General features: G+C 54.0%; 18 protein-coding genes. 13 read left to right on the top strand and 5 right to left on the bottom strand.

Features of this window, described 5'->3' with window-relative positions; translation table 11 throughout:
* The 5 genes from sapD to pspF all read right to left on the bottom strand — a co-directional run bounded on the left by sapD (nt 1) and on the right by pspF (nt 5,538).
* Nucleotides 1-993, bottom strand: a complete 993-nt coding sequence (gene sapD, locus EXW94_RS05215) for a putrescine export ABC transporter ATP-binding protein SapD (RefSeq protein ID WP_089600637.1) — start codon at nt 991-993, stop codon at nt 1-3.
* Nucleotides 993-1,883: a putrescine export ABC transporter permease SapC gene (sapC, locus tag EXW94_RS05210; RefSeq protein ID WP_089600639.1), complete on the bottom strand. Its 891-nt coding sequence runs from the start codon at nt 1,881-1,883 to the stop codon at nt 993-995. Before sapC ends, sapD begins: the two co-directional genes overlap by 1 nt.
* Nucleotides 1,870-2,835: a putrescine export ABC transporter permease SapB gene (gene sapB / locus EXW94_RS05205; RefSeq protein ID WP_010431704.1), complete on the bottom strand. Its 966-nt coding sequence runs from the start codon at nt 2,833-2,835 to the stop codon at nt 1,870-1,872. Before sapB ends, sapC begins: the two co-directional genes overlap by 14 nt.
* Nucleotides 2,832-4,472: an ABC transporter substrate-binding protein SapA gene (gene sapA, locus EXW94_RS05200; protein WP_174339668.1), complete on the bottom strand. Its 1,641-nt coding sequence runs from the start codon at nt 4,470-4,472 to the stop codon at nt 2,832-2,834. The genes sapB and sapA overlap by 4 nt, the downstream gene beginning before the upstream one ends.
* An 88-nt stretch (nt 4,473-4,560) precedes the next feature.
* Nucleotides 4,561-5,538, bottom strand: a complete 978-nt coding sequence (pspF, locus tag EXW94_RS05195) for a phage shock protein operon transcriptional activator (RefSeq protein WP_174339667.1) — start codon at nt 5,536-5,538, stop codon at nt 4,561-4,563.
* 166 nt (nt 5,539-5,704) lie between these two features.
* On the opposite strand from pspF, the gene pspA reads away from it, so the two are divergent.
* From pspA to pgmB, 13 genes are all read left to right on the top strand, one after another.
* Nucleotides 5,705-6,373: a phage shock protein PspA gene (pspA, locus tag EXW94_RS05190; protein WP_010431699.1), complete on the top strand. Its 669-nt coding sequence runs from the start codon at nt 5,705-5,707 to the stop codon at nt 6,371-6,373.
* Nucleotides 6,374-6,422: 49 nt separating this feature from the next.
* Nucleotides 6,423-6,647 (top strand): envelope stress response membrane protein PspB, encoded by a 225-nt coding sequence (pspB, locus tag EXW94_RS05185; RefSeq protein ID WP_010431698.1) that lies wholly within the window; start codon nt 6,423-6,425, stop codon nt 6,645-6,647.
* Nucleotides 6,647-7,006 carry an envelope stress response membrane protein PspC gene (gene pspC, locus EXW94_RS05180; protein ID WP_089600645.1) on the top strand — a complete coding sequence of 120 codons (360 nt, stop codon included), beginning with the start codon at nt 6,647-6,649 and terminating at the stop codon, nt 7,004-7,006. The genes pspB and pspC overlap by 1 nt, the downstream gene beginning before the upstream one ends.
* A 12-nt stretch (nt 7,007-7,018) precedes the next feature.
* Nucleotides 7,019-7,240, top strand: coding sequence for a phage shock protein PspD (gene pspD, locus EXW94_RS05175; RefSeq protein ID WP_010431696.1), 222 nt, complete (start codon nt 7,019-7,021; stop codon nt 7,238-7,240).
* Between the two features lie 200 nt (nt 7,241-7,440).
* Nucleotides 7,441-9,138, top strand: coding sequence for a sugar phosphorylase (locus EXW94_RS05170; RefSeq protein ID WP_174339666.1), 1,698 nt, complete (start codon nt 7,441-7,443; stop codon nt 9,136-9,138).
* 14 nt (nt 9,139-9,152) lie between these two features.
* Nucleotides 9,153-10,445, top strand: coding sequence for an ABC transporter substrate-binding protein (locus tag EXW94_RS05165; RefSeq protein WP_174339665.1), 1,293 nt, complete (start codon nt 9,153-9,155; stop codon nt 10,443-10,445).
* 21 nt (nt 10,446-10,466) lie between these two features.
* On the top strand, nt 10,467-11,348 hold the full coding sequence (locus EXW94_RS05160; RefSeq protein ID WP_100166161.1) for a carbohydrate ABC transporter permease: 882 nt from the start codon (nt 10,467-10,469) through the stop codon (nt 11,346-11,348).
* Nucleotides 11,335-12,177 carry a carbohydrate ABC transporter permease gene (locus tag EXW94_RS05155; protein WP_120158286.1) on the top strand — a complete coding sequence of 281 codons (843 nt, stop codon included), beginning with the start codon at nt 11,335-11,337 and terminating at the stop codon, nt 12,175-12,177. The genes EXW94_RS05160 and EXW94_RS05155 overlap by 14 nt, the downstream gene beginning before the upstream one ends.
* Nucleotides 12,178-12,205: 28 nt before the next feature.
* Nucleotides 12,206-13,258 carry a zinc-binding alcohol dehydrogenase gene (locus EXW94_RS05150; RefSeq protein ID WP_120158285.1) on the top strand — a complete coding sequence of 351 codons (1,053 nt, stop codon included), beginning with the start codon at nt 12,206-12,208 and terminating at the stop codon, nt 13,256-13,258.
* Between the two features lie 17 nt (nt 13,259-13,275).
* Nucleotides 13,276-14,064, top strand: a complete 789-nt coding sequence (locus EXW94_RS05145; RefSeq protein ID WP_174339664.1) for a sugar phosphate isomerase/epimerase — start codon at nt 13,276-13,278, stop codon at nt 14,062-14,064.
* Nucleotides 14,065-14,075: 11 nt separating this feature from the next.
* Complete coding sequence (locus EXW94_RS05140; RefSeq protein WP_108417833.1) at nt 14,076-15,134, top strand: Gfo/Idh/MocA family protein; 1,059 nt, start codon at nt 14,076-14,078, stop codon at nt 15,132-15,134.
* Nucleotides 15,128-17,410 carry a glycoside hydrolase family 65 protein gene (locus EXW94_RS05135; RefSeq protein WP_174339663.1) on the top strand — a complete coding sequence of 761 codons (2,283 nt, stop codon included), beginning with the start codon at nt 15,128-15,130 and terminating at the stop codon, nt 17,408-17,410. The genes EXW94_RS05140 and EXW94_RS05135 overlap by 7 nt, the downstream gene beginning before the upstream one ends.
* On the top strand, nt 17,400-18,077 hold the full coding sequence (gene pgmB / locus EXW94_RS05130; RefSeq protein WP_126816222.1) for a beta-phosphoglucomutase: 678 nt from the start codon (nt 17,400-17,402) through the stop codon (nt 18,075-18,077). Before EXW94_RS05135 ends, pgmB begins: the two co-directional genes overlap by 11 nt.
* Nucleotides 18,078-18,079: the final 2 nt, after the last annotated feature.

The raw sequence follows: 18,079 nt of genomic DNA, 5'->3' as shown, positions 1-18,079 counted from the left end.
TCACTCTCTCTCCATGTTCAGCGGGAAATGACAGGCGTACAGGTGGCTTTTCGCCCCTGTGAGACGCGGCGTCTCAATGCATTTACGCTGAGCGTAGGGACAACGTGGCCCCAGACGGCAGCCAATAGGCAACGACTCCAGCAGGGGAATGGCACCCGGCAAGGTATTCAGACGGCTTTTATGCGGCATCGCGCTACCGAAATCCGGTATCGCGCGGATCAGAGCCTGGGTGTATGGATGATGCGGTGTATTCACCAGATCTTCACTGACGGCAGTTTCGACCGTCTGACCGCAATACATCACGTCAATTTTATCCGCCCATTTGCTCAGCATCTGCAGGTCATGGCTGATCAGCAAAATGGTGGTGTTATTGTTCTGATTAAGACGCGTCAGCAGGCGGAAAATTTGCGCCTGCGTGGTGGGCTCCATCGCGTTTGTGGGTTCATCGGCAATCAGCAGGCGCGGCTGGTTTGCCAGCGCGATGGCAATCATCACTTTTTGACATTCGCCGTCGGTCAGTTCGTAAGGGAAGCTGCGCATCGCGTCTTTGTGATCTTTAATCCCCACACGGTGCAGTAGCTCAATGGCACGGCGCTTGCGCCAGCCAAAACGCTGCCACCAGCGTCCTTTATAGGTCCAGCCGGGGATGTTCTGCATCAGCTGTTTACCCACGCGCTCGGACGGGTCAAGACAGGATTGCGGCTCCTGGAAAATCATCGATACGTTATGACCCACCAGCTTGCGGCGTTCCCGAGGGGAGAGGCGCAGCAGGTCGATATCATCAAAGCGCATGCGGTCAGCGGTGACGCGCCAGTTGTCCTTCGCCACGCCGCAGATGGCTTTGGCGATCAAGCTCTTACCGGAGCCAGATTCTCCCACCAGCCCGCGGATTTCGCCTTCAGCAAGCGTGATGCTGATGCGGTCCACGGCCTTCACCCAGCCTTCACCGGTCTTGAATTCGATGGTCAGGTTGCGGATATCAAGTAACGGCATTATTCCACCCCCGCATTAATCGCACGGCGAATGCCGTCGCCCAGCAGGTTGACCAGCAGTACGCTCACCATAATGGCCGCCCCTGGCAGCATGACCGTCCAGGGTGCGACATAGATAAGCTCCAGGGCATCACCGAGCATTGCACCCCATTCAGGGGAGGGCAGTTGCGCCCCCAGGTCGAGGAAACCCAGCGCGGCGATGTCCAGGATAGCCATCGACAGGGCGCGGGTGATCTCTGTGACCAGTCCGGCAGCAATGTTCGGCAATACGGCAAACCACAAAATATTAAACGTGGTCGCGCCGTCCAGACGGGCCGCGACAACGTACTCTTTTTCCAGTTCGTCATGCACCAGGCTGTATACCGAGCGAACCAGGCGCGGCAGGATCGCCAGCCAGACGGCAAACATCGCGTGTGACAGATGTGGCCCAGCGAACGCCACGACAATAATGGCAAGCAGCAAAGACGGAATAGAGAGCAGGGTATCCAGAATGTGGTTCAGCACCGCCGAACGCAGGCCGTGAGTAGAGCCTGCAAAAATGCCCAGCGCCAGGCCGCAGATCGTGGCCGCCAGCGTCACCACAAACGCACCGCCCACCGTCGGGGCCGCGCCGCTCAGAAGACGGCTTAACACGTCACGTCCAAGATCGTCAGTCCCGAGGAAGAAGGAGACTTCACCATAGCGGGACCACGAAGGCGGCAAAAGTTGATAGCCGAGGAACTGCTGATCGATGCCATACGGTGCAAACCACGAACCCAACACGCACAGCAAGGCCAGGCCAGCGCAGCCGTAAAGGCCGATCATTGCCGTGGTGTCACCATAGAATTTACGCCACACGGTACGTAGCGCACCGGGCGTGCGCTTTTCACTGTATACGCTATCGTAAGGCATACCATTCCTTATGCTTCAGAGGGTTGGCCATGGCACCCAAAATATCGGAAAGAACGTTCACAATAATCACCAGTGAGCCAATCACCATCACACCGGCGGAGATCGCTGCGTAATCCTGCTGGCGAATGGCGTTGATCATCCAGCGCCCCAGACCCGGCCAGCTAAAGACCATCTCCGTGATCATCGCCAGCGTGAGCATGGTAGAGAATTGTAATCCCAGGCGGGGAATAACCGGCGGCAGCGCATTGTGCAGCACATGGCGACGCAGAATAGTCAGACGCGACAGCCCGCGCGTGGCGGCAGCTTTGACGTAGTTTTGATCGAACACCTCAATGGTGCTGATGCGCATCAGGCGGATCACTTCGGTGGTAGGCGCAACGGCTAAAGTCAGAACCGGCAGCACCATATGACGCAGCGCACTCATGATCATCTCATCGCGCCAGACCGAATCCGAAAGCCATGCATCGATGATGGCAAACCCGCTCACCGTTTTAACCGTATAAAGCAGATCGAATCGCCCGGAAACCGGCAGCCAGCCCAGCGTCAGAGAGAAGAAGAGGGTGAGCAGCAGCGCCAGCCAAAATACCGGGATTGAGAAGCCGAGCAGGGCAATGGCGCTGATAAATTTATCCTGCCATTTATTGCGATAAATGCCCGCCAGCATCCCCACGGGAATGCCCACCATCAAAGCAAAGCCAAACGCCAGGATGCACAGCTCCATGGTCGCCGGGAAAACCTCTTTCAACTGTTCTGAAATCAGCTGTCCGTTAATGCTGGAAACCCCGAAGTCCCAGTGCAGTACGCCGTTAAACCAGAACAGCCACGCATCCCACAGTGACGATCCCTGAAGCGGGGCGTGGGGCGTGAAATAGCTCAGGCTAAAGCCCACGAAGGTCAAAAAGAACAGCGTAACCAGCAGCAACAGCAGACGGCGCAAGGTAAATATGATCATGGTTTCTTCACCTCTTGCTCTTTTTCACGAGTGACCCCTGCGAAGGAGGCGTTGCCAAACGGACTCAGTACCAGCCCTTTAATATCGTACCGATAGGCCTGCAAACGCAGGGATGAGGCCAGCGGGAGCACCGGGAGTTCCCGAGCCAGAATATCCTGAGCTTCATCGTACGCTTCTATACGCGACGCAAGCTGCTGTGAGGCGAGCGCTTTTTGTAACACGGCATCAAATTCCCGATGACACCAGTGCGCGTAGTTGGTCTGCGAGTTAATCGCGGCGCAGCTGAGCAAGGGGCGGAAGAAGCTGTCCGGGTCGTTACTGTCGGTAGACCAGCCCGCCAGCGTCAAATCATGGTTCATATCCATCAGGCGAGCCTCCTGGAAACGACCTTCGACAGGGACGATGATCACTTTAACGCCCACCTGCGCCATATCGGCCTGCAACAGTTCCGCTGTTTTCAGCGGGCTTGGGTTCCACGCCTGTGAACTGGTCGGCACCCAGAGTTGCAGCGTCAGGTTTTCCGCTCCCAGAGCCTTGAGCTGTTCGCGCGCTTTCGCCGGATTGTATTCCGTAATTTTAGCTTCGCCGTCGTAGGCCCAGGAGGCTCTCGGTAAAATAGAAGCCGCCGTTTCTGCGGTACCGTAGTAAATCGACTGCATCAGACGCTGGTTATTGATCGCTAACGCCAGCGCGTGGCGAACGGCAGGATTGTTCAGCGGCGGTTTGTCGGTGTTGAACGCCAGATAGGCAATGTTCATCCCCGGACGCAATGTCAGGCGCAGACGCGGATCGTCACGCAGAATGGTCAGCTGGCTGGCTGCTGGCCAGGCAAGCACATCGCACTCACCGGTTAACAGCTTCGAAAGACGTCCTGTACCGCCAGAGCCCAGATCAACAACCACCTGGGGCATCAGCGGCGTGCCGCGCCAGAAATGTTCGTGACGCTGCAGGCGAATAAACTGCCCGGCACGATACTCTGCAAGCTGGAACGGGCCCGTGCCGACAGGCTGGCGGTCGAGCAGTTCCTGGCGATCTTTTTTCGTCAACGTAGCCGCGTATTCTGCCGACATCACTGACGCATAGTGTGTTGCCAGATGCCAGAGAAAAGAGGCATCCGGGCGAACCAGCCGGAACTCCACCGTCCGGTTATCCAGCTTGCGCACGCTTTTGACGGTATCGGCAAACTGCAGACTGTCGAAATAGGGGAAGTTTCCGCCATTAACGTTATGCCACGGATGGTGACGGTCAAAGATGCGCTGGAAGGTAAACACCACGTCATCCGCGTTCAGTTTGCGGGTGGGGGTAAACCATGGCGTGCGCTGGAAGTCGACATCATCGCGGAGATGGAAACGGTAGGTTGCGCCGTTATCCAGCACTTCCCAGCTCTCAGCAAGCTCTGGCACCAGGCGGTAGGTATACGGATCAACATCAAGCAGACGATCGTACAGCTGTGCTGCCAGCGTATCGACAATCAGGCCGCTACCCGCTTTTTGCGGGTTAAAGGTATCAACTTGCCCGCTGACGCAATAGACAAATCCGCTATCGCGAATATCAGGGAGCTCAGATCGCTCAGGCGCAGCAACAGCCAGGTTGCTGAACAGACCGAGTGCCAACAAGGACGATAAAACCAGACGCATAATTTTTAAGGTTTTTAGGTTCGATCTGCAAAGTGTATCGCACTTACACCTGCTTCGTAAAAATGTCTGCAGATAAGTGCTGATAATGTCAGCGCATTTGATGCTTTTTGAGCAATGCCCTTAATTGATGGTAGGTCAGACCCAGCAAATCAGCCGCCTGTTTCTGGTTATATTTCGCCTGCTGGAGGCTCTGTTCCAGTAACTGCTGTTCCTGCTTATGCTGAAATTGACGCAAATCGAGCGGCAGAGACGGCGCGTCAGTGTTATCGACAGGCACAACAGCGGGCCGAGCGTTGCGCTTAAACGGGTCGAGAATAATGTTGTCCAGTTCGGTTTCGCTGCTGCCGTGGCGATAAACCGAACGCTCTACCACGTTTTTCAGTTCACGAATATTCCCCGGCCACGGGTAGCCGAGCAGGGTTTCTGTGGCGTAATCGCTGAAGCCGGGGAAAAGAGGCAGACCCAGCTCACGGCACATCTGGATGGCAAACTGCTCTGCCAGCAGCATGATGTCGCTGCGCCTTTCACGCAGCGGCGGCAGTTGTACGACGTCAAACGCCAGCCTGTCGAGCAGGTCTGCGCGAAATTTATCTTCCGCCACCATTTCCGGCAGATTGGCGTTGGTCGCGCAGACCAGACGCACGTTAACCTGCAGCGGCTGGCTTCCGCCGACGCGCTCCAGCTCGCCATATTCAATGACGCGCAGCAGCTTTTCCTGAACCAGCATTGGGGCTGTCGCCAGTTCATCGAGGAACAGTGTGCCGCCATCTGCACGCTCGAACCGTCCGGGATGGCGTTTTTGTGCACCGGTAAACGCGCCCGCTTCATGACCAAAGAGTTCAGTGTCGAGCAGATTCTCATTCAACGCCGCGCAGTTAAGGGAAATAAATGGCCCATCCCAGCGCCCGGATAAATAGTGGAGACGGTTGGCTATCAGTTCCTTACCCGTACCGCGCTCGCCGATAATGAGCACCGGTTTATTGAGAGGTGCCAGGCGCGAAACCTGTTCAAGCACTTCAAGAAAACTGTTCGCTTCACCCAGTAAGTTGTCTTTGTATCCGGTCATGATGAAATTAACCACTCCTTAGTGATATTCACCAGGTGAGGATAGTGCCATAATGTGTAAATATCAATCAAATCTAATAATATCAATGAGATAAAAAGTTGGCATGGGATTTGTATTATCTCTGTAGCAGGGCATCGCCCGATAACACAAATATGAGGATTTGATTATGGGTATTTTTTCTCGTTTTGCCGACATCGTGAACGCCAACATCAACTCACTGCTTGAGAAAGCGGAAGATCCGCAGAAGCTGGTGCGCCTGATGATTCAGGAAATGGAAGACACGCTGGTTGAAGTGCGTTCCACCTCCGCTCGTGCGCTGGCTGAGAAAAAGCAGCTCACGCGTCGCATTGAGCAGGCGACCACCCAGCTCAACGAATGGCAGGAAAAAGCCGAACTGGCGTTACGTAAAGATAAAGAAGACCTCGCTCGTGCCGCGCTGATTGAAAAACAGAAGTTGTCAGATGTTGTCACCGCGCTCGAACACGAAGTGACGCTGGTTGATGACACGCTCTCTCGTATGAAGAAAGAGATCGGCGAGCTTGAGAATAAACTCAGCGAAACCCGAGCGCGTCAACAGGCGCTGACGCTTCGCCACCAGGCGGCAAGCTCTTCCCGTGACGTTCGCCGTCAGCTGGACAGCGGTAAGCTGGACGAAGCGATGGCCCGTTTCGAATCTTTCGAACGCCGTATCGACCACATGGAAGCGGAAGCGGAAAGTCACAGTATCGGTAAGCAGAAAACGCTGGATCAGCAGTTTGCCGATTTGAAAGCCGACGACGAAATCAGCGAGCAGCTGGCGGCGTTGAAAGCCAAAATGAAGCAAGACAACCAGTAATAATTCGTGCGGCACCTGAGCGTGCCGCATCATAAAACAAGGAGTACACATGAGCGCGCTTTTTCTGGCAATTCCCCTGACCATTTTCGTGCTGTTCGTTCTGCCGATTTGGTTATGGCTGCACTACAGTAACCGCTCTTCGCGTGGAGAGCTTTCTCAGAGTGAGCAACAACGTCTTGTGCAGCTTACCGATCAGGCGAATAAGATGCGCGATCGCATTCAGGCGCTGGAAGCTATCCTGGATGCAGAACATCCGAACTGGAGGGAGCGTTAATGTCTGGACTGAACCTGAACAAAAAATTGTGGCGCATCCCGCAGCAGGGCATGGTACGCGGCGTTTGTGCTGGATTGGCCCATTATCTCGATGTACCGGTGAAACTGGTGCGTGTGGTGACGGTATTATCCATTTTCTTTGGTCTGGCTTTTATTACTCTGGTGGCCTATATCGTGCTGTCGTTTGTGCTCGATCCCATGCCTGACGGTGAACTGGCGGCGGAAGGCGCACCGACCAGCAGCGATCTGCTCAACGCCGTTGATGATCAACTGGCTGAAGGGGAGAAGCGGCTGCGGGAAATGGAACGCTATATCACCTCTGATACCTTTACGCTGAGAAGCCGTTTTCGTCAGCTTTAAGAGAGAACATTAATGAAACAAAACTGGCAACAGGCCGGTCAGAAGGTAAAACCCGGCCTGAAAATCGCAGGTAAACTGGTCCTGCTGACAGCGTTGCGTTACGGTCCGGCCGGTGTGGCGGGCTGGGCGATAAAATCTGTTGCCCGTAAACCGGTCAGAATGCTGCTTGCCGTGGCGCTGGAACCGATGCTGCAGAAACTGGCAAAACGCGTTTCTCGTCGATACTTTTCCTGACCCTTCCTGATTGCGTTAGCCCTTTCTCACCCGAGAGAAGGGCTAGCGGCGTTTCTGCCTGGCATCTCTGTCTTTTTATTCTTTCTTTGCTGTAGCTCACATTACTGCTCTGCGCTGCTTTGTCAGGGCCATTTTATGCTTCCTGGTCCGTTGACAGATATTTTCCATGGGAGTAGATTGCGATCCGTGGGACCGCTACCATGGAAAACAAAGTGAACGCGAAAATTAATAAACTCATTGATCTTATTTACGGGGAAACCTTTACTGATAGACATCGCAAGGTGTTATTGGAAAAAATCGGTAATGCCGCTTCTCTTATTACGGAAAAACGTAAATCCGGCTGGGATGAAAAAGATGTCGTCCTCATTACCTATGCCGATCAGTTTTCGGCAGCAGGGGAGAACGCGCTGCCGGTGTTTACCCGTTTTTATAATAAGTGGCTTTCTCATTCCTTTTCTCATGTCCATCTTCTGCCTTTTTATCCGTGGTCCTCTGACGATGGTTTTTCTGTTATCGATTATCATGAAGTGGCACCAGAAACCGGAACCTGGAGTGATATTGCTGAATTAAAACAGTCCGCCAGCCTGATGTTTGATTACGTATGCAATCATATGTCGGCAAAAAGCCAATGGTTTGCAAACTATTTACAGCAAACGCCTGGCTATGAAGATTTCTTTATCTCCGTCGATCCGAAAACAGACTTATCCGCCGTGACGCGCCCGCGAGCGTTACCGCTTCTGACGCCTTTTACGCTTCATGACGGCAGCGTCCGCCACCTGTGGACCACCTTTAGCGAAGACCAGATCGATCTGAACTTTGCTTCGCCGGACGTGTTAATTGCCATGGTGGATGTACTGCTTCATTACCTGATGGAAGGGGCGAATTACATCCGTCTCGATGCCGTGGGTTTTATGTGGAAAATCCCCGGAACACATTGCATCCATCTGGAACAAACCCACCAGCTCATCCAGCTATTCCGCGCGATTACCGAGGCTGTGGCACCGGGAACGGTCATCATCACCGAAACAAACGTTCCGCATAAAGACAACATCTCTTATTTCGGCAACGGCGAAAATGAAGCGCAGATGGTGTATCAGTTCTCTTTACCGCCGCTGGTGTTGCATGCCATCCATCGTCAGGATGTCCGCACCCTGAGCCAGTGGGCCTCATCGCTGGAACTCCCTTCCACGAAAACCACCTGGTTCAACTTTTTAGCTTCGCATGATGGTATCGGCCTGAATCCGTTACGCGGGATTTTACCTGAGTCCGACATCCTTTCGCTGGTGGAAAAACTTCAGGAGGAAGGGGCTCTGGTTAACTGGAAAAATAACCCTGACGGAACGCGAAGTCCCTATGAAATTAATGTTACCTATCTGGACGCATTAAGCCCAAAAAATGCAGCTGATAACGAACGTATTGCACGATTTATTCTGGCGCATGCGGTCTTATTGAGTTTCCCTGGCGTGCCTGCCATTTATATTCAAAGTGTGCTGGGCTCACGTAATGATTATGAAGGCGTTGAGCGACTTGGATATAACCGCGCAATCAATCGCAAAAAATACATTGCCGGTGAGATTGATTCAAAACTTTCAAACACAACAGGCATTCGCCATAAAATATTTAAACAGTTAAGCGAGTTGATTGCGATACGCAGAACGGAACAGGTTTTCCATCCGGATAGTCACGCATTTTTCGAAACATCCGGAAAACATATTCTTAAAATTATTCGCGTGGCAGAAAAGGGTGAGCGAATAACGGCATTTTTTAACTTTAGCCAACATATTCAGACCGTGAATTCTGAAGGGATATCCGGTACGGAGCTGATTACGAAACAGAATATTAGCGGTACGACTCTGACCCTTAATCCATGGCAGGTGATGTGGATTAAAGAAAACTAAAAAGGACCTCAAAAATGAAGATGACCAAAATTGTGCTGATGTCAGCACTGGCTTCGTGCGCCTTGATATCAGGATGTAAGGACGACAAGCCATCGAACGTCACCATTGAATTTATGCATTCGTCGGTGGAGCAGGAACGTCAGGCCGTCATTACGAAACTGATTGAGAAATTCGAGAAGGAAAACCCAACCATCACGGTGAAACAGGTACCGGTGGAAGAGGATGCCTACAACACCAAGGTCATCACTCTGGCCCGTACCGGCGCATTGCCGGAAGTGATCGAAGTCAGCCATGACTACGCAAAGGTGATGGACAAAGAGCAGTTGCTGGATCGGGACGCGATCGGTGAAGCGATTAAAGCCGTAGGTGAAGACACCTTCTACGACGGCATTCTTCGCGTGGTTCGTACTGAAGACGGCACGGCGTGGACCGGCGTTCCTGTCAGTGCCTGGCTGTCCGGCGTCTGGTACCACAAAGACATCCTGGCGGCTGCGGACATTGAAGAGCCGCATAACTGGGAGCAGTTGCTGCAAGCCAGTCAGAAACTCAACGATCCGGGCAAGAAACACTACGGCATTGCGTTGCCAACGGCAGAAAGTGTGATGACGGAACAGGCATTCTCCCAGTTCGCCCTTTCGGGAGGCGCAAACGTCTTTGATGCGAAAGGTGACGTGGAGATTGATACGCCAGAGATGACGAAAGCGCTGGCCTTTTATAAAGCGCTGGCGGCAACCACCATGCCTGGATCAAACGATGTCATGGAGATCAAAGACGCCTTTATGAACGGCTCCGCGCCGATGGCCGTTTACTCCACCTACATCCTGCCGGCGGTCTTCAAAGACGGCAATCCCGCGAACCTGGGCTTTGTGGTCCCGACTGAAAAATCCTCTGCGGTCTACGGCATGATCACATCACTGACGATCACCACAGGCCAAACCGAAGAGGAAACCAAAGCGGCAGAGAAATTTGTCACCTGGATGGAGCAGGCTCAGAACGCAACAGACTGGGTCATGATGTCGCCTGGTGCAGCGTTGCCCGTGAACAAACGGGTTGTGGGCACGGAAACCTGGAAAAACAACGATGTGATTAAAGCGTTTGGGCAACTGCCTTACGAGCTGATCGCCCAATTCCCGAACGTGCAGGTGTTTGGTGCCGTGGGTGACAAAAACTTCACCCGCATGGGCGATGTCACGGGTTCCGGCATTATCAGTTCTATGGTGCATAACGTCACGGTAGGTCAACAAGATCTCAGTGCAACGTTAAGCAACAGCCAGAAGCGACTGACTGACCTGATTTCACAACGATAGGAGCGCTTTGCGAAGGGAATTATGAAGACGTTGTTTTCTGGTCGTTCAGATATGCCTTTCGCCATGCTGCTGTTGGCCCCCAGCCTGATTTTGCTGGGGGGCCTGGTGGCCTGGCCGATGATTTCCAACATTGAAATCAGTTTCTTACGCTTGCCGCTCAACCCGCGCATCGATGCCGTGTTTGTTGGGCTGGATAACTACATCCGTATTCTGAGCGATGCTGCGTTCTGGCACTCGCTGTGGATGACGTTCTGGTACACCGCGCTGGTCGTTTTGGGCAGTACGGGCCTTGGGCTGGCCGTCGCCATCTTCTTTAACCGTGAATTTCGCCTGCGCAAAACGGCCCGTTCACTGGTGATTTTATCCTACGTTACGCCGTCAATTTCGCTGGTGTTTGCCTGGAAGTACATGTTCAACAACGGCTACGGCATTGTGAACTATCTGGGCGTTGACCTGCTGCATCTGTATGACCAGGCACCGCTGTGGTTTGACAACCCCGGCAGCAGTTTTGTGCTGGTGGTGCTGTTTGCCATCTGGCGCTATTTCCCCTATGCGTTCATCTCGTTTCTGGCCATTTTGCAGACCATTGATAAGTCGTTATATGAAGCGGCTGAAATGGATGGCGCGAATGCCTGGCAGCGTTTTCGCATTGTCACATTGCCCGCGATCATGCCGGTTCTGGCAACGGTGGTTACGCTGCGAACCATCTGGATGTTCTACATGTTTGCGGATGTCTATCTGCTGACAACGAAGGTCGATATTTTGGGCGTCTATCTCTATAAAACGGCCTTTGCCTTCAACGATCTGGGTAAAGCCGCCGCTATCTCCGTGGTGCTGTTCGTGATCATCTTCGCCGTCATTCTGCTGACCAGAAAAAGGGTAAACCTCAATGGCAACAAATAAACGCGTGCTGGGCCGTATCGGTTTTTATCTGGGGCTGGCGGTGTTCCTCATCATCACGCTGTTCCCGTTCTTCGTTATGCTGATGACGTCGTTTAAAAGCGCCAAAGAGGCGATCTCACTGCATCCGACGATTCTGCCGCAGGAGTGGACGTTGCAGCATTACGTCGACATCTTTAACCCACTGATTTTCCCGTTTGTGGATTACTTCCGCAACAGCATGGTGGTCTCGCTGACTTCATCAGTGATTGCGGTGTTTCTCGGTACATTGGGTGCTTACGCCTTGTCCAAACTGCGTTTTAAAGGACGCACGACGATCAATGCGAGTTTTTACACCGTCTACATGTTCTCCGGGATTTTATTGGTGGTGCCGCTGTTCAAAATCATCACCGCGCTCGGGATCTACGATACCGAACTGGCGCTGATTATCACCATGGTGACCCAGACGTTGCCGACCGCGGTATTCATGCTGCGCAGCTACTTCGACACCATTCCGGACGAAATAGAAGAAGCCGCGATGATGGACGGTCTTAACCGTCTGCAAATCATCTTCCGCATCACCGTGCCGCTGGCGATTTCCGGTCTGGTGTCGGTGTTTGTCTACTGCTTCATGGTGGCATGGAACGACTATCTGTTTGCCTCCATTTTCCTGTCCAGCGCCAGCAATTTCACCCTGCCGGTAGGACTCAACACCCTGTTTAGCACGCCAGATTACATCTGGGGTCGCATGATGGCGGCATCGCTGGTGACGGCACTGCCTGTGGTCATCATGTACGCGCTGTCTGAACGTTTTATTAAAAGTGGTTTGACCGCCGGTGGCGTGAAGGGCTGAGGCGGCCAATTTTAACAAGGAGTCAGTCATGAAAAAGTTAGTTGCGACAGCGCCCCGCGTGGCGGCGCTGGTGGAATATGAAGATCGTCCTGTTGCCGTTCACGAAGTGAAAATTCGTGCCCGCTTTGGCGCGCCGAAACACGGCACTGAAGTGGTGGATTTCCGCGCGGCAAGCCCGTTTATCGATGAAGAGTTCAACGCCGAGTGGCAGATGTTCACGCCACGTGAAGAGGGCGCGGCTCGCGGTATTGAGTTCGGTAAATTCCAGCTGGGGAACATGATCGTCGGCGACATTATCGAATGCGGGGCTGACGTGACGGAATACCAGATCGGCGATCGCGTCTGCTGCTACGGTCCGCTGCAGGAGACGGTGATCGTTAACGCGGTGAACAACTACAAGCTGCGCAAAATGCCGCAGGGGTCGTCCTGGAAAAATGCCGTTTGCTACGATCCGGCGCAATTCGCCATGAGTGGCGTGCGTGATGCCAATGTCCGTGTAGGTGATTTTGTGGTTGTTGTCGGGCTGGGGGCGATTGGTCAGATCGCGATTCAGCTGGCGAAGAAAGCTGGCGCGTCAGTGGTCATCGGTGTCGATCCTATCGAACATCGCTGTGAGATTGCTCGCCGTCATGGCGCAGACCACTGCCTGAACCCAATCGGTACTGATGTCGGTCTTGAAATCAAAAAGCTGACCGGTAAGCAGGGCGCGGATGTGATTATCGAAACCAGTGGCTTTGCCGATGCGCTGCAATCTGCACTGCGCGGTCTCGCTTACGGCGGAACCCTCTCCTACGTGGCGTTCGCCAAGCCGTTTGCGGCAGGATTCAACCTCGGTCGCGAAGCGCATTTCAACAACGCGAAAATTGTTTTCTCCCGCGCCTGCAGTGAACCGAACCCGGATTACCCGCGCTGGAGCCGCAAGCGTATTGAAGAGACCTGCTGGGAATTGCTGATGAACGGTTATCTCAATTGCGAGGATCTGATCGACCCGGTTGTCACCTTTACCACCAGCGCTGAGAGCTACATGAAATATGTCGATCAGCACCCTGAACTGAGCATCAAAATGGGCGTCACTTTTTAAGCTAAGGACAGCAAATCATGAAAATCGCAACACAAAACCAGGCCTTTTTCCCGACCAACATCATGGAAAAATTCGAGTACATCAAAGCGATGGGTTTTGATGGCTACGAAATTGATGGCCGCCTGCTGGTGGAAAACCTCGATGAAGTAAAAGCCGCTATCAAAGCTACCGGCCTGCCGGTAACAACCGCGTGCGGCGGATACGATTGCTGGCTCGGTGATTTCATCGAAGAGCGCCGTCTGAACGGACTACAGCAGATTGAACGTATTCTGGAAGCGTTGGCAGAGGTGGGCGGCAAGGGGATTATCGTCCCTGCGGCCTGGGGGATGTTTACCTTCCGTCTGCCGCCAATGACCTCTCCACGCAGCCTGGACGGTGACCGCAAAGCAGTCAGCGCCTCCCTGCGCTGGCTGGATGAAGTGGCAGCACGCACCGGGACGACGGTATACCTGGAGCCGCTGAACCGCTATCAGGACCATATGATCAACACCCTGGCGGATGCGCGTCGTTACATCGAAGAGAATGCGCTCAAACACGTGCAGATCATCGGTGATTTCTATCATATGAACATTGAAGAAGATTCGCTAACGGATGCGCTGCACCACAACCGCGATCTGCTGGGTCATGTGCACATTGCAGATAACCACCGCTACCAGCCGGGCAGCGGCAGCCTCGATTTTGCCAGCCTGTTCGATCGGCTGCGTGCTGACAATTATCAGGGTTACGTGGTGTATGAGTGTCGTGTTCGTGCTGACAATCCTGCGCAGGCTTATCAGGATTCGCTCACCTATTTGCGTGAATGCTAAGGATGACATGCGTGATGAGTGCTTCAACACCTTCGCCTCTGCGCGTCGCCATCATTGGTGCCGGACAGGTCGCGGACAAAGTTCATGCCTCGTATTACGCCACGCGCAGTGATATTCAGATGGTGGCTGTCATGGACAGCCGCCCTGAACAGGCACAGGCGTTTGCGGAACGTCATGGGATCCCGTCTTCATGGCAGGACACGCGAACCATGCTGGAGACGGTCAGACCGGATGTGGTGAGCGTTTGTTCGCCTAACCGGTTTCACTTTGAACATGTTATGGCGGCGCTCGACGCCGGATGCCATGTCATGTGTGAAAAGCCGCCCGCCATGACGCCACAGCAGGCCGAACAGATGCGTACCGCTGCCCGTAAGGCGGGAAAAGTGCTGGCGTATGATTTTCACCACCGGTTTGCACGCGATACGCAATTGCTGCGTGAGGCCGTGTTGAATGGCGTCCTGGGCGAGATCTACTTCACGACGGCGCAGGCGCTGCGTCGATGTGGCGTGCCGGGCTGGGGCGTCTTTACGAACAAATCGTTGCAGGGCGGCGGACCGTTGATCGATATCGGCATTCATATGCTGGATGCCGCCATGTATGTCCTGGGGTTCCCAGCGGTAAAACGGGTCACGGCGCACAGCTTCCAGCGACTGGGAAACAGGAAAAACAGTGGCCAGTTTGGTGAGTGGGATCCGGCTCAGTTTACGGTCGAAGATGCGCTGTTCGGCACGATTGAATTCTGCAACGGGGGCATCCTGCGTCTGGATACCTCGTTTGCCCTGAATATTCGCGAGCAGTCGATCATGAATGTCTCATTCTGCGGTGAAAAGGCCGGGGCAACGCTGTTCCCGGCACATATTTACACTGACGAGGCCGGGGTATTACAGACCCTCACGCAGCGTGAAGACGCTGATGACCAACGGCATTTGCGCAGTATGGACGCCTTTGTTCGTCACGTGCAGGGAGAGCCGGTCATGATTGCTGATGCGGAGCAGGGGCTGGTTATCCAGCAGCTTGTTGCCGCGCTTTATGAATCAGCAGAAACAGGGGAAAGCGTGACGTTATGCTGAACGTGTCTGTATTAACCGACCCGGGCTTTTGTCCACACAGCCTGAACAAATTCGCTTCTGTTATGGCCTGCGGCAATGGCTATATGGGCATTCGCGCTGCGCATGAGGAAGACTATACCCAGCAAACCAGAGGAATGTATCTGGCGGGGCTGTATCATCGCGCAGGTCGGAACGAGACCAATGAACTGATCAACCTGCCGGATATTACAGGCATCGAGGTTGAACTGGACGGTGTGAATTTTACCCTCCTGTCAGGGGATATCCTGAGCTGGCAGCGCGAGCTGGATTTTGCCAACGGCGAACTGCGTCGCACGGTTCTCTGGCGCGCGCCCGATGGGAATCGCTATCGTCTGGATAGCCGTCGCTTTGTGTCACTCGATCAACTACCTTTGGCGGCAATGCAACTGTCGATCACGCCGCTGGATGCTGCATCCCAGGTGGTGTTGAAAACAGGTATTGATGCGACCCAAACCAACAGCGGCAGACAGCATCTGGATGAAGTTTCTGTCAGAGTCTTTGACCAGCATTACCTGCAGGGTGTCTATGAAACCCAGGATCGCGCTGCAGAGGTGGTAATCTCTACAAGCTGCCGTCTGTCGTCGGACAGCAGCGATAGCTGCTTTAGCGCGAAAAATCGTCGCGTAATGGCACATCATTCGCTGACGCTTCCTGCCGGTGACACTGTCACACTTGAAAAACTGGTGTGGATCACTCACCGCAAGGACAAAACGCTCTCGCAGGAAACTTATGCGCGCAATGCGCTGGCCGATCTCAAAGTGTGTGCGGCAAAAGGTTACGCATCGCTGCTGGAGAACTCCGCGCGTGCCTGGGAGAACGTCTGGCGTGACGCGCGGGTTGACGTGACATCCACGGACAAACAGGATCAGATGGCGCTTGATTATGCTGTCTGGCATCTGACAACCATGACGCCAGCGCATGACGAGCGAAGCAGTATCGCCGCCAAAGGCTTGACCGGGGAAGGGTACAAAGGTCACATCTTCTGGGATACCGAAATTTTCCTCCTGCCTTTCCATCTGTTCTCCCGTCCACAGATTGCCCGCAACCTGCTGCGCTATCGCTGGCTTAACCTCTCCGGCGCACGCGAAAAGGCGCGTCGTCACGGTTGGCCTGGCGCATTGTTCCCGTGGGAAAGCGCCGCGAGCGGTCAGGAAGAGACGCCGGAATTTGCGGCAATCAACATTCGTACGGGCACACGTCAGAAAGTGGCCTCTGCACTGGCCGAACACCACATTGTGGCGGATATCGCGTGGGCCGTTGTCGCTTACTGGCAGGCGACACGGGATGACGCTTTTATGCGCAATGAAGGTTTGACGTTACTGACGGAGACGGCGACGTTCTGGATGGGACGTGCCGTCGAAGCCAACGGTCGTCTGGAAATCCATGATGTGATCGGGCCGGATGAATACACCGAACACGTTAACAACAACGCTTACACCAACTATCTGGCCTGGCATAACGTCGCCTGTGCCCGCCAGTTTATGTCGATGTTTGGTCGTGACGATGCCGTTTTCCTGGCAAATGCCACCCGTTTTCTGACGCGTTTATGGCTCCCGGAGGCGAATGCCGAAGGTGTCCTTCCTCAGGATGACACCTTCATGACGAAACCGGCTATCGATCTGAGTCGCTATAAAGCAAAAGCGGGTAAACAAACTATTCTGCTTGATTACTCTCGCGCTGAAGTGAATGAGATGCAGATCCTCAAACAGGCCGATGTGGTGATGCTCAACTACCTGCTGCCGGAAAGGTTTACACCGCAACAGTGTGCTGCCAACCTGGCTTTCTACGAGCCACGCACCATCCATGACTCGTCGCTGAGCAAGGCCATTCACGGGATCGTGACTGCGCGTTGCGGCGACACTGAAGGGGCATATGTCTTGTGGCGTGACGGTGTCGCCATCGACCTGGGTGACGATCCGCACAGCAGCGATAACGGTATTCACGCCGCCGCGACCGGTGCCATCTGGTCGGGCGTTATTCAGGGTTTTGCCGGGGTGCAGATTGTGGAAGGGGAACTTCATCTCGCGCCGAAATTGCCTGCCCACTGGCGAAAACTGAGCTTCCCGCTGCGGTGGCGAAACGCGCAAATGCGTTTCTGTTTTGAACATGATGCGTGGACCGTTGAATCCTCTGCACCTGTCACGCTAACGCTATGGGGTAAAACCCTTAACGTCTCGGGGCTGCAGATCTTTGCACGTAAGGATTTTCTTGCGCCTATTATTGGGACCGCTACCACGGAGGGGCGCTATGACGCTTAATGCAGTTGTATTTGATCTGGATGGCGTGATCACCGATACCGCACATCTGCATTTCCTGGCCTGGCGTAGCGTGGCACTGGAGATTGGCATCACCATCGACGAGGCGTTTAACGAGCAGCTAAAGGGAATTAGCCGCATGGATTCCCTGCAGCGGATCCTGCGACACGGTGGAAAAGAGGGGGCGTTTGACGACAAGCAATGCCTCGCGCTTGCCGCGAAGAAAAACGATCTCTATGTCCAGTCCCTGGCGTCGTTGACGCAAGATTCGCTGCTTCCAGGTATCCGCGAAGTCCTGGCGGATATTCGCGGGGCGAAAATCAAAATTGGGCTTGCCTCCGTTTCCCTCAACGCCCCCGGCATATTACAGGCGTTGGGTATTCATAAGGCTTTTGATTTTTGTGCAGATGCTTCTCGTATTACCTGCTCAAAACCTGACCCGGAGATCTTCCTCGCTGCCTGCGCGGGGTTGAATGTCCGCCCTGAAGAGGCCATCGGTATCGAAGATGCGGCGGCGGGCGTTGAAGCGATCAATGCGGCAGGGATGTTGTCGGTTGGGATTGGACCTGGCCTGAACCATGCGGGATTACAACTTCATTCAACGCGGGAACTGACCTGGAAATGCCTGACGGATTTCTGGGCGTCCCGGACGGCATTGATAAGGAATTAATA

Origin of the sequence: Enterobacter sp. JMULE2 (assembly GCF_013337145.1) — a bacterium.
GTDB lineage: Bacteria > Pseudomonadota > Gammaproteobacteria > Enterobacterales > Enterobacteriaceae > Enterobacter > Enterobacter mori.
This window is presented reverse-complemented; position numbering and strand designations above follow the sequence as displayed.

Excerpts from the sequence above, each read along its gene's own strand:
- pspC (WP_089600645.1), top strand. The coding sequence starts at position 6,647 with ATGTCTGGACTGAACCTGAACAAAAAATTGTGGCGCATCCCGCAGCAG.
- EXW94_RS05145 (WP_174339664.1), top strand. The coding sequence starts at position 13,276 with ATGAAAATCGCAACACAAAACCAGGCCTTTTTCCCGACCAACATCATG.
- EXW94_RS05160 (WP_100166161.1), top strand. The coding sequence starts at position 10,467 with ATGAAGACGTTGTTTTCTGGTCGTTCAGATATGCCTTTCGCCATGCTG.
- sapB (WP_010431704.1), bottom strand. The coding sequence starts at position 2,835 with ATGATCATATTTACCTTGCGCCGTCTGCTGTTGCTGCTGGTTACGCTG.
- pspB (WP_010431698.1), top strand. The coding sequence starts at position 6,423 with ATGAGCGCGCTTTTTCTGGCAATTCCCCTGACCATTTTCGTGCTGTTC.
- pgmB (WP_126816222.1), top strand. The coding sequence starts at position 17,400 with ATGACGCTTAATGCAGTTGTATTTGATCTGGATGGCGTGATCACCGAT.
- EXW94_RS05155 (WP_120158286.1), top strand. The coding sequence starts at position 11,335 with ATGGCAACAAATAAACGCGTGCTGGGCCGTATCGGTTTTTATCTGGGG.
- sapD (WP_089600637.1), bottom strand. The coding sequence starts at position 993 with ATGCCGTTACTTGATATCCGCAACCTGACCATCGAATTCAAGACCGGT.
- sapA (WP_174339668.1), bottom strand. The coding sequence starts at position 4,472 with ATGCGTCTGGTTTTATCGTCCTTGTTGGCACTCGGTCTGTTCAGCAAC.
- pspA (WP_010431699.1), top strand. The coding sequence starts at position 5,705 with ATGGGTATTTTTTCTCGTTTTGCCGACATCGTGAACGCCAACATCAAC.
- pspD (WP_010431696.1), top strand. The coding sequence starts at position 7,019 with ATGAAACAAAACTGGCAACAGGCCGGTCAGAAGGTAAAACCCGGCCTG.
- sapC (WP_089600639.1), bottom strand. The coding sequence starts at position 1,883 with ATGCCTTACGATAGCGTATACAGTGAAAAGCGCACGCCCGGTGCGCTA.
- EXW94_RS05150 (WP_120158285.1), top strand. The coding sequence starts at position 12,206 with ATGAAAAAGTTAGTTGCGACAGCGCCCCGCGTGGCGGCGCTGGTGGAA.
- EXW94_RS05135 (WP_174339663.1), top strand. The coding sequence starts at position 15,128 with ATGCTGAACGTGTCTGTATTAACCGACCCGGGCTTTTGTCCACACAGC.
- pspF (WP_174339667.1), bottom strand. The coding sequence starts at position 5,538 with ATGACCGGATACAAAGACAACTTACTGGGTGAAGCGAACAGTTTTCTT.
- EXW94_RS05170 (WP_174339666.1), top strand. The coding sequence starts at position 7,441 with ATGGAAAACAAAGTGAACGCGAAAATTAATAAACTCATTGATCTTATT.
- EXW94_RS05165 (WP_174339665.1), top strand. The coding sequence starts at position 9,153 with ATGAAGATGACCAAAATTGTGCTGATGTCAGCACTGGCTTCGTGCGCC.